Source organism: Microcystis sp. M179S2, assembly GCF_020245805.1.
Taxonomy (GTDB): Bacteria; Cyanobacteriota; Cyanobacteriia; order Cyanobacteriales; family Microcystaceae; genus Microcystis; species Microcystis aeruginosa.
In genome coordinates this window covers 1-9,451 of sequence record NZ_JADBUE010000188.1, presented here as the reverse complement: position 1 = coordinate 9,451, position 9,451 = coordinate 1, and the positions used below count along the sequence as shown (strand labels likewise).

General features: G+C 40.3%; 9 protein-coding genes. 6 read left to right on the top strand and 3 right to left on the bottom strand.

What is annotated here, in order from left to right; genetic code table 11:
- The coding region (locus IM500_RS11770) for a transposase (RefSeq protein WP_130758671.1) at nt 1-115 on the top strand (115 nt) is incomplete at its 5' end.
- A 1-nt stretch (nt 116) separates the two neighbouring features.
- Here IM500_RS11770 and IM500_RS11765 read toward each other — a convergent pair.
- Both IM500_RS11765 and IM500_RS11760 read right to left on the bottom strand, forming a co-directional pair.
- Nucleotides 117-1,028 carry a three-Cys-motif partner protein TcmP gene (locus IM500_RS11765; protein WP_287738489.1) on the bottom strand — a complete coding sequence of 304 codons (912 nt, stop codon included), beginning with the start codon at nt 1,026-1,028 and terminating at the stop codon, nt 117-119.
- Between the two features lie 14 nt (nt 1,029-1,042).
- Complete coding sequence (locus tag IM500_RS11760) at nt 1,043-1,837, bottom strand: DUF5131 family protein (RefSeq protein WP_072926498.1); 795 nt, start codon at nt 1,835-1,837, stop codon at nt 1,043-1,045.
- 245 nt (nt 1,838-2,082) lie between these two features.
- On the opposite strand from IM500_RS11760, the gene IM500_RS11755 reads away from it, so the two are divergent.
- Nucleotides 2,083-3,045 carry a hypothetical protein gene (locus IM500_RS11755; protein ID WP_190722700.1) on the top strand — a complete coding sequence of 321 codons (963 nt, stop codon included), beginning with the start codon at nt 2,083-2,085 and terminating at the stop codon, nt 3,043-3,045.
- On the top strand, nt 3,042-3,278 hold the full coding sequence (locus IM500_RS11750) for a type II toxin-antitoxin system VapC family toxin (protein WP_002758952.1): 237 nt from the start codon (nt 3,042-3,044) through the stop codon (nt 3,276-3,278). Before IM500_RS11755 ends, IM500_RS11750 begins: the two co-directional genes overlap by 4 nt.
- Nucleotides 3,279-3,345: 67 nt before the next feature.
- On the opposite strand, the gene IM500_RS11745 is transcribed toward IM500_RS11750, so the two are convergent.
- Nucleotides 3,346-4,404 (bottom strand): potassium channel family protein, encoded by a 1,059-nt coding sequence (locus IM500_RS11745; protein ID WP_125732212.1) that lies wholly within the window; start codon nt 4,402-4,404, stop codon nt 3,346-3,348.
- Nucleotides 4,405-4,947: 543 nt separating this feature from the next.
- Here IM500_RS11745 and IM500_RS11740 point away from each other — a divergent pair.
- From IM500_RS11740 to IM500_RS11730, 3 genes are all read left to right on the top strand, one after another.
- A complete protein-coding gene (locus IM500_RS11740) occupies nt 4,948-6,231 on the top strand; it encodes an aspartate aminotransferase family protein (protein ID WP_190722701.1) in 1,284 nt (427 codons plus the stop codon).
- Between the two features lie 245 nt (nt 6,232-6,476).
- Nucleotides 6,477-7,172, top strand: coding sequence for a Uma2 family endonuclease (locus tag IM500_RS11735; protein ID WP_190722702.1), 696 nt, complete (start codon nt 6,477-6,479; stop codon nt 7,170-7,172).
- Nucleotides 7,173-7,175: 3 nt separating this feature from the next.
- Nucleotides 7,176-9,311, top strand: coding sequence for an O-linked N-acetylglucosamine transferase, SPINDLY family protein (locus IM500_RS11730; protein WP_190722703.1), 2,136 nt, complete (start codon nt 7,176-7,178; stop codon nt 9,309-9,311).
- Nucleotides 9,312-9,451: the final 140 nt, after the last annotated feature.

The following is a 9,451-nucleotide window of genomic DNA, read 5'->3' as shown; positions in this document are numbered from 1 at the left end:
GGTGGTCGAGGGAATCAACAATAAACTTAAACTAATAAAACGGAGAGGCTATGGCTTTAGAAACTTTCGGAATTTTTGGGTTAGAAGTATGTTATCTTGGCATCTTGTATGTTGATTTAGCATAAAGGGTAACGAAGAGCCATTTTTTCGTAACGTTTAAAAAGATCGTTAGTAATTTTAATGGCTTTTTCATTGTGACTGGCCAAGCACAAAGCATATAAAGCGGCCTTCTTAGAATTTTTCATGATAACTGGGTTGCTAACGCAGGGAAAAAGTGTTTTTAATCTTTCTGTATATAAATCTGCTAATCTATCGGCAGAGATTTTGTTACGACTGGCATTAGGTTCTTGATTATCAAACAAATTTAATTGAATATTTTGTGGTGGTTGGTAAATTTGCTCTAGCCAATCTACGTTACCCATTACTTTATTCAACCGTTCTAATGCCTCTGTTTCTGGTTCTTTATCCTTTGGCAAATGCCGAGTAACTCCCATCAACGAAAAGTTAATAAAAATATCGCAAGCTTTAGTTTCTGCTAGTTGAGTGATAGTTTGCCAATCTACTTGTAATCCATAGGGGTCTAAAAAAACAAATGCTCGTTGAGTAAATTTTTTCTTGAGCAATAAATTGGGTATGATATCGTTACATAAAATATCGTTACAGTCGCCCCGACGGACATGAATTTCACGGTCAGGAAACTCCTCACATAAACGTTCTAAACGTTCGGTGCGTTGAGGGGAAGCATCAATAAACCAGTAACCATCAAATGGTGGTTCTGTTCGCAAAGCACGCAGGGGAGAACCGTCAATATATCGTTGTTCATCTTCCTTCGCTGTTGGTCTCACGGAACCAGCAAAAGCGTCTATATAGTAATAAGCTTTAAGCCAAGGTTTTTTTCTGGGATTCTTGGGAGTTTTTTGATTATTCATGATCACAGAATAAGCGTTGAGATACTGAGCGAGTAAATCTAACTTATCCTCAGACCATTTACCAATAATATCTTCGCCTTCTTGCCCTCGTTGACTCATATCGATAACTTTGTTTAGGTCAATGTTAATAAATTATTTTGTTCTTTACTTTTTGAGAGTTTTTTTAGGGAGGAACCTGCTCTGATTGTCCATTTAGCATTGTGTTCGTTCCAAGCAGCAGGCATTTCATCCCAAATACGCTCATCAAGCATTCTACCACCAGCTTTGGAATAGTTACCACCCCATTGCTTAAAGAAAAAAGCGACTTTAGATTCTCTGGTTTGAGCCAAAATTTCCCTAACCCAATCTGGCTCTATGGGACGATGTTGATAGCCTGATTCACCGCCAACAATAACCCAATCAATCAGCGATAAATCCAGATTTAGTGGTCCTAAAAGAGGTTCACAGGAAAGAAAACGTACTTTGGCTGGTACTGTTTTTAAAGCCTCAATTCTATGGGTATATTGCTGACTTTCTACAGAGACACCCATCCAGATATTTTCCGACCATTCCAGTTTATCTGCTAAAGTTGCTAGTTTTTGAGGGCGCTTAGTCAAAATTTGATAAATATGCCAAGGAGTGTCTCGCATCACCGCAAAGATTTCCTGTAAATAGCCAAAGTCTAAATCTTCATGAAAAAGATCACTCATCGAATTGACGAAAATTCGACTCGGTGTGCGCCATTTTTTCGGCTGTTCTAGTCTTTCTGGATGAATAGTAAAATTAAAACCTGTGGGAAAACTTCCTGGAAAACGCATTGTTATTGCTTCTGCATAGCAATGACGACACCCCGGACTCACCTTTGTACAACCAGTGGTGGGATTCCAAGTTTTGTCCGTCCATTCAATACCAGTTTTACTACTTGACATTTTTTTACCAGATACTTCAATATGAGGTTCAACTTTTAACAAAGTATTATAGTACAAATTATCTAAGTAGGATCAAAGGCTGACAAAAATTAATGCTACTGCCTGATCTCTCCCTATCTCCCTCAGAGGCTATAGTAACTGTAATCACCCCTTTAGACCCCAAAATCGTTATAATGGAGGTTTAGGGCTGATTATTTTGACTACTCATTTCTGTTTGATTGTTAGTCTTAGGGGAGGTAAATACGATGAATAGTCTGCCAAGTTCATTCGAACGGGAAAATTTAGGACAATTTTTGTTAGAAAATCTGCAAGATATTACAGATAAACTCGATCAAATTGTCACGGATTCTGATCGGATAATACTGGATAATTTACTACAAGAAACTCAGATTTTACTTGAGCAAGTTAAGGATAACTCTAAAACTTATCAAGCAAGAGCCGATATATTTTGTCAAATTAATCAACTATGGTTTCAGGTATGGAAACAGTATAAGAATGAGGTTTCGGCACTGGAATTAATCCAATATATAGACCAATTTACTAATCAAATTACTGCCTATAATCAATTATTTATCGGCCTTGCTCAGATCAATGAGGGAAAGACTGGTGAGGAAAAAGCCGATTTAATCAGAGTGGTGGAAGGTTTACACCTTCTCTCGGAAACGATAGATGTGTTTATTGATATGTTTGCCGATTCAGAACTAGAGCAAATTTACCAGGGAGCTAAAAATACTCTCTCAATTTCTAATCGTACTATAACCGAATATTTCCAAGATACTGACAAATCTTTAGTCACCCAATTGAGAGCTTATAGTAGTTTAATAATTTTCAGAATTCAAGAGCGATTTAATCCTAAGAATGTATCCTCAGAAACTACTTCTCATTCCCTAGCAGATAATTTCAATGATATTGATGCCTCTACACAAAATTTAACAGGTTTGGTCGATTTGGAAACTGAAAAATCTTCGTCTGAAAACTGGTTAGATAATCTTTCTGGATCAATTTCTGATCAGGAGGATTTTGAGAAAGCATTAGAATATGGGCGTGTTTTTCGTCAGAATGTATCCTCAGAAACTACTTCTCATTCCCTAACAGATGATTTAAGCGATCTTGATCCTTGGACAAGAGACTTAGTGGGGGTTGTCGATTTAAGACCAGAAGACCCAAAAGAATCGTATATTGATTATTTAGTGGAGAAGTATCGGTGAAACGAGTCTTATTCGACAGTGATGTATTGCTAGATGTTTTGGGTAAGCGTGAACCACATTTTCCAGCATCTGTACAAGCATTAAATACAGTTAAGACAGGTAAAACTCAAGGATATATTTCTGGTCATGCTGTCACTAATATTTATTATATTTTGTCTAAACAAAACGGAAGGGAAAGCTCAAGAAAATTGGTGATAAGTCTTCTAGAGAACGTAGGTTGGGTTGAAGCATGAAACCCAACACCCGCTCATGTTACCCTACCACTAACCCATCCTACAAACTTTTTGGCGCAAACCCTAACTAATGCTTCGGTAAACGTAAACCATCCGATCGCATGGGGATTAAAATCTGAGTTAAACTGCGTAATTGTTCGGCCGTTCCCATACAAATTAACAGATCCCCGGCCATTAATTCCGTATCGCCAGTGGGTCCCCCAATTAGCGTACCATCAGCGCGACGTATAGCCAAAACTAACGCCCCCGATCGAGATCTTAAATGTGCTTGACTAAGACTTAAACCCACACAGGGACAAGTCCTGGGATCGATTAAAAATTCTTCCATATAAAACGATCGATCGGTTCCAGTTAAAATCCCATCAACAAAATCCATCACCTGGGGTCGTAGGGCTGCAGCCGCTAATCTTCTACCACCGGTAATATAGGGAGATACCACCGCATCGGCCCCGGCCCGTTGTAATTTTTGTACTGCTTCCTCGGTACTGGCCCTAGCAATGGCGCGGATTTTCGGATTAAGAGTTTTAGCAGACAAAACTGTATATAAATTCTCCGCATCGGAAGTTAAAGCGGCCACAATACAAATAGCGCGTTCAATTCCTGCCATTTGTAAAGATTTATCTAAGGTGGCATCTCCTTGAACAACAATATAATTTAATTCTTTGGCCCGATTTACCTGTAGGGGGTCTGTATCAATAACTACAAAAGGAATATTTTCGGCGTGAAATTCGATCGCCACCTGTCTACCTGTGCGACCCAAACCACAGATGATATAGTGTTCTGATAGTCGATCGATCACGCGTTTCTCCTGTCTCTGTTTGAGTCCCTCTTGAAAATAGCCTTGAATTAAAGCTTCGGTCAAGCGATTAACAATATAACCGATCGTGATTACTCCCATCACGATCAAAACCATTGTAAACAGTCGTCCCCGTTCACCTAGGGGATTAATTTCGCCAAAACCGACGGTAGCGAGGGTACTAATCGTCATATAGGCCGAATCTAGCCAACTCCAACCCTCGATCAGATGATACCAAAGCGTACCCAGCAAAAATACCACAATCAGGGCAAAAATTCCCCCGATTAATTCCTGACGCAGCCGACGATATTTATCTTCACTGATAGACAAGCAAAATTCACCCCTAAGACTGTCTAGTAAATTACAATAAAATCAGTTTTTAATCTAAATAACCCGTCCTTCTCAGACGGATTTGATTATAATTTCCCCTATCTCAAGGTCGCGATTCATCTCCCGTTAGAGCCGCCCTTGCTTAACGGGAGTCCTCTCGCGACCAAAGTGAAACTAACGCGGTAGCGTTTCCACTTTCGAGGAATTTCGCTAGAATACAGAAAGCGGTAAAGCGCGTAAGGGATCACGGAAACCTCCCGCTCCTTTGTACCTCGGAACAAATATCGCCCTTGAAAATGTAATGGTGACGGGTCAAGCAGCATAGAAGCTTAACGGCTAAGGTCAATTCTGCCCACAAATAAAATTCAGAGCCGTCCGCCGCCGGGCAGTCGGTAGACGTTAAACTAAAACGCTTGTGGATTCGGTCTGACGGGGGCATAGTCTTCGGATTGTGTCTAGTTAAGAGGAGTAGAAGCAAGAATCTCCCGTCACAGCCTAGCTTGACGGCGAGAGTGTCAAGTCTAATCGCGCAGGAGTTCCCCAGTGAGTCCAGAAACCCTTTTAGAACCAACCCTAGTTGATCCCACTCCCAATTTAAACCCGAATCAACCCTTCGATCGAGATAGTTTTAACAGCTATGTGATGAATACTTATGGTCGCTTTCCCATTGCGATCGCCAAAGGGTTAGGCTGTCTTCTCTGGGATACTTCCGGTAAACAATACCTTGATTTTGTTGCGGGAATTGCCACCTGTACCCTCGGTCACGCACACCCCGCTTTAATTGAAGTGGTTAGCCAGCAAATCCAAAAACTCCATCATGTCTCGAATTTATACTATATTCCCGAACAAGGGGAACTAGCTAAATGGATTGTCGATCATTCCTGCGCTGATAAAGTCTTTTTCTGTAATTCTGGTGCGGAAGCGAACGAAGCGGCGATTAAATTAGTACGAAAATATGCCCATACGGTGCTAGATTTCCTCGAACAGCCGGTTATTTTAACCGCTCACGCTAGTTTTCACGGTCGGACTTTAGCTACCATCACCGCAACCGGTCAACCGAAGTATCAAAAAGACTTTGAACCCCTGATGCCGGGGTTTGCCTATATTCCCTATAATGATATCGAAGCGGTGGAAAATGCGATCGCTGATCTCGATGAGGGTAATCGTCGTGTGGCTGCGATTATGTTGGAACCCTTGCAGGGTGAAGGGGGAGTTCGTCCAGGGGATATCGAATATTTCCAACGTTTACGGCAAATTTGCGACGAAAATAACATTTTGCTTGTCTTTGATGAAGTACAGGTGGGAGTCGGAAGAACTGGTAAACTCTGGGGTTATGAGAATTTAGGAGTGGAACCGGATATTTTCACTTCTGCTAAGGGTTTAGCGGGTGGTATTCCCATCGGTGCGATGATGTGCAGAAAATTCTGTGATGTGTTTGAACCGGGTAGTCATGCGAGTACCTTTGGAGGTAATCCTTTCGCTTGTGCCTCAGCTTTAACAGTATTACAAACCATTGAACGGGATCATCTTCTCGAAAATGTCCAGCAGCGAGGGGAACAGTTACGCAGCCGTTTACGCGTGATTGCTTCTCAATATCCCCATCTATTTGTCGATGTGCGCGGTTGGGGTTTAATTAATGGTCTGGAAATTAATTCAGAAAGTGAGTTGGTTTCATCTACTATTGTTAATGCAGCCTTGGCCGAGGGTTTATTAATTGCCCCCGCAGGTCCGAAAGTCCTCCGTTTTGTACCTCCTTTAATTGTCTCGGAAGCAGAAGTAGATGAGGCTATGGATAAGCTAGAAGTTGCTATCGCTAAAGTGGTTTAATTTCAGTTATCAGTTATCAGTTATCAGTTATCAGATGTAAGTTTTAAGTTGACAGTTTCCAGAACGTAGGTTGGGTTGAAGCATGAAACCCAAAGCCCGCTCATGTTACGCTACCGCTAACCCATCCTACAAATAATTGTGCCTACCTACTTATGAGTCAATTATTTTTGAGCTTTATCCCCCTAACTGTCACTTTTTCACTGGACTAGGGGAGGATGAATTTACTCTTGTTCGGGGCAAATAAAATGATCACTTCTGAACCTATTTATTCTCTCCCTAAAACCCCTCCTTTAGAAAATGGGGATCAACTAAGTCGCCAGGAATTTGAGTGCCGTTATCAGAACCTTTCTGAAATAAAAAAAGCCGAATTAATTGAAGGAATAGTTTATATGTCTTCTCCTGTGCGAGTGCGGAGTCATGGAGAACCTCATTCTGATATTTTAACTTGGTTAGGGGTCTATAAAGCTGCCACAATTGGGGTGATGTCTGCGGATAATACTACTGTGCGTCTGGATGCAGATAATGAAGTACAACCAGATGCTTTACTAAGAATTAAAATTGCTGGACAATCAACTATTAGTGATGATGATTATATCGAAGGTGCGCCGGAATTAATCGTAGAAATCGCCGCTTCTAGTGCTTCCTATGATCTCCACAATAAATGGCGAGTTTATCGTCGTAATCAAGTGCAAGAATATCTTGTTTGGCGAGTTTATGAACGTCAATTAGATTGGTTCCGATTAAATGCTGGAGAATATATTAAACTTGAACCCGATAGTCGAGGGATAATTTACTCGCAGGTTTTCCCCGGTCTTTGGTTAAATGTTAATGCTTTATTAGCGGGTAACTTGGGACAGGTTTTGACAGTTTTACAGCAAGGTTTAGCCAGTCAAGAACATCAAGATTTTCTGAAAATATTATCTCAAAAAACTAATAACTGATTTATGTGGCATCCTGACGCTTATCAAGCTTTAATTGCTGAAGATTATCCTCAAGTTGCGGCAATCTACGAGGAACTAATCGATAACAATCCTGAAAATGTTTCTGACTATTGGTACTTGGGAGTTGCCTATCTTCTGCAAAATTTAGAAGCAGAAGCGCAGGTAATGTGGCAAAGTATTTTAAGCGAAGGTAATCTGGAACAAGTTAAGCAATGGCAAGCAGGATTAGAAGCAGTTTTAGACGCAGAAGCGCGACGACAACAAAGAAAAGGTGATCTGGCAGCTGTAGAATATTTTCGCTATCATCTACAGGAAATTGTTCCCAAGTCAATTAATAATTTATTAGCTTTATTCGACTTAGCTTTAGATTTAGAAATATTTGATCCTGAAGAACTACTTAATTATCCTATTCAAGAGAATCTCAGATATAATCCCGATCGAGAATTGCTTTTAAATGTAGTTCTCAAAAGTCTTTTATATCCCCATGAATTAACTTTAGATTTAGCTCAAGCAAGTTTACCCTACCTAGAGGAATTAGCCGATAGTTTTATCCCGCAAGCTTTTCAGATAGCAGCACGAGTCACCAACGAGCAACAAAGTCCCACTTTTGGAGTGGAAATTATTAAACTTTGTCTGCAATTAAGACCAAATGATCTGAGTCTTTTGGAACAATTGGTTAACCTCTATATTTTAGCAGAAGACTTTGATAATTCTTTGATAACTGCCTATCAATTCCGAGAAATTTGTCTAACTCCAACCCTAAAGTTATACAGTAATTATCTGATTTTGTTAATACTTTTGCGCTGGGGAGTTTGGCAAGAAATTGATCATATTTATCAAGAATATCATGATTTATTACAGGAATTAACCCGTCAGAAAAATATCACTTTAGAACCGATTATTAAAACTAGCTTTCTCAATGTTTCTAGTCCCCTACCCTACCTAGGCGATCGAGCTTTAGCCAATCGACAATTAACTAATCGCATCGCCGAAATTTTCCTTGATAATAATAGTTTAAAAACTTCTTTGGTTACTATCAAAAAATCTCAAAAAAAACTGACAATTGGTTATCTTGCCAGTACCTTAAAACATCATTCCGTCGGTTGGTTAAGTCGTTGGTTAATTCACCATCATGATCGAGAAAAATTGCAAATAGCCATCTATACTATTAACCAAGAAGAAGATGAAATTACCCGTCAATGGTTCCGGGATAGCCGAGATATTATCCGTCATTTTCCCTACGCTCAAAATCCCCTAGAAGTTGCCCAACAAATTCAACAGGATCAGATAGATATTCTAGTAGATTTAGATAGTTTAACCCATAATCTCACCAATCAGATTATGGCCCAGAAACCCGCAGCAAAACAAGTGACTTGGTTAGGTTGGGATGCTTCTGGATTAGCAACTATTGATTACTATATCGCCGATCCCTACGTTTTACCCCAGCAAGCGGAGGAATATTATCGAGAAAAAATCTATCGTTTACCAGAGACATATTTAGCAGTGGATGGTTTTGAAATCGGCACTCCCAATCTCCGTCGAGAAGATTTAGAAATTCCCCCCGATGCTACCATCTATTTTTCCGTACAAAGTGGCATGAAACGCCATCCTGATACCATTAAACTTCAGATGAAAATTCTCGCACAAGTCCCTAATAGTTATTTTCTGATTAAGGGAGTCGGTAAGACTGAAAAAATTCAAGAATTATTTACTGAAATAGCGATTCGGGAGGGAGTTAATCCCCAAAGATTGCGGTTTTTACCGAGAGATATCGATGAATATACCCATCGCGCTAATTTACAGATTGCCGATGTGGTGTTAGATACCTATCCCTACAATGGTGCTACCACCACCTTAGAAGTTTTATGGCAAGGAATCCCTTTAGTTACATTGGTAGGAGAACAATTTTCCGCCCGCAATAGTTATACTTTTATGATTAATGCTGGTATTGAAGCCGGAATTGGCTGGAATGAGGCAGAATATATCGACTGGGGAGTAAAATTAGGACTCGATCGCTCCCTTCGTCAAGACATCAGCCATCAACTGTTAGGAAATCGTGACACAGCCCCGCTCTGGCAAGGGAAAAAATTCGCTCAAAATATGGAAAATGCCTATTTAAAAATCTGGGAGGGAAGTTGATATTGACATCCTCGCCGCCCTAAAAGTGCGGCGATTCCTAAACCTCACGATTTAAGTTTCTGCTTCCACCACCGTCGCATACCACAGTTAAAAAACCATGTACTGTCTTACACAGAGTCCACAGACTTTCGCCCCATTTC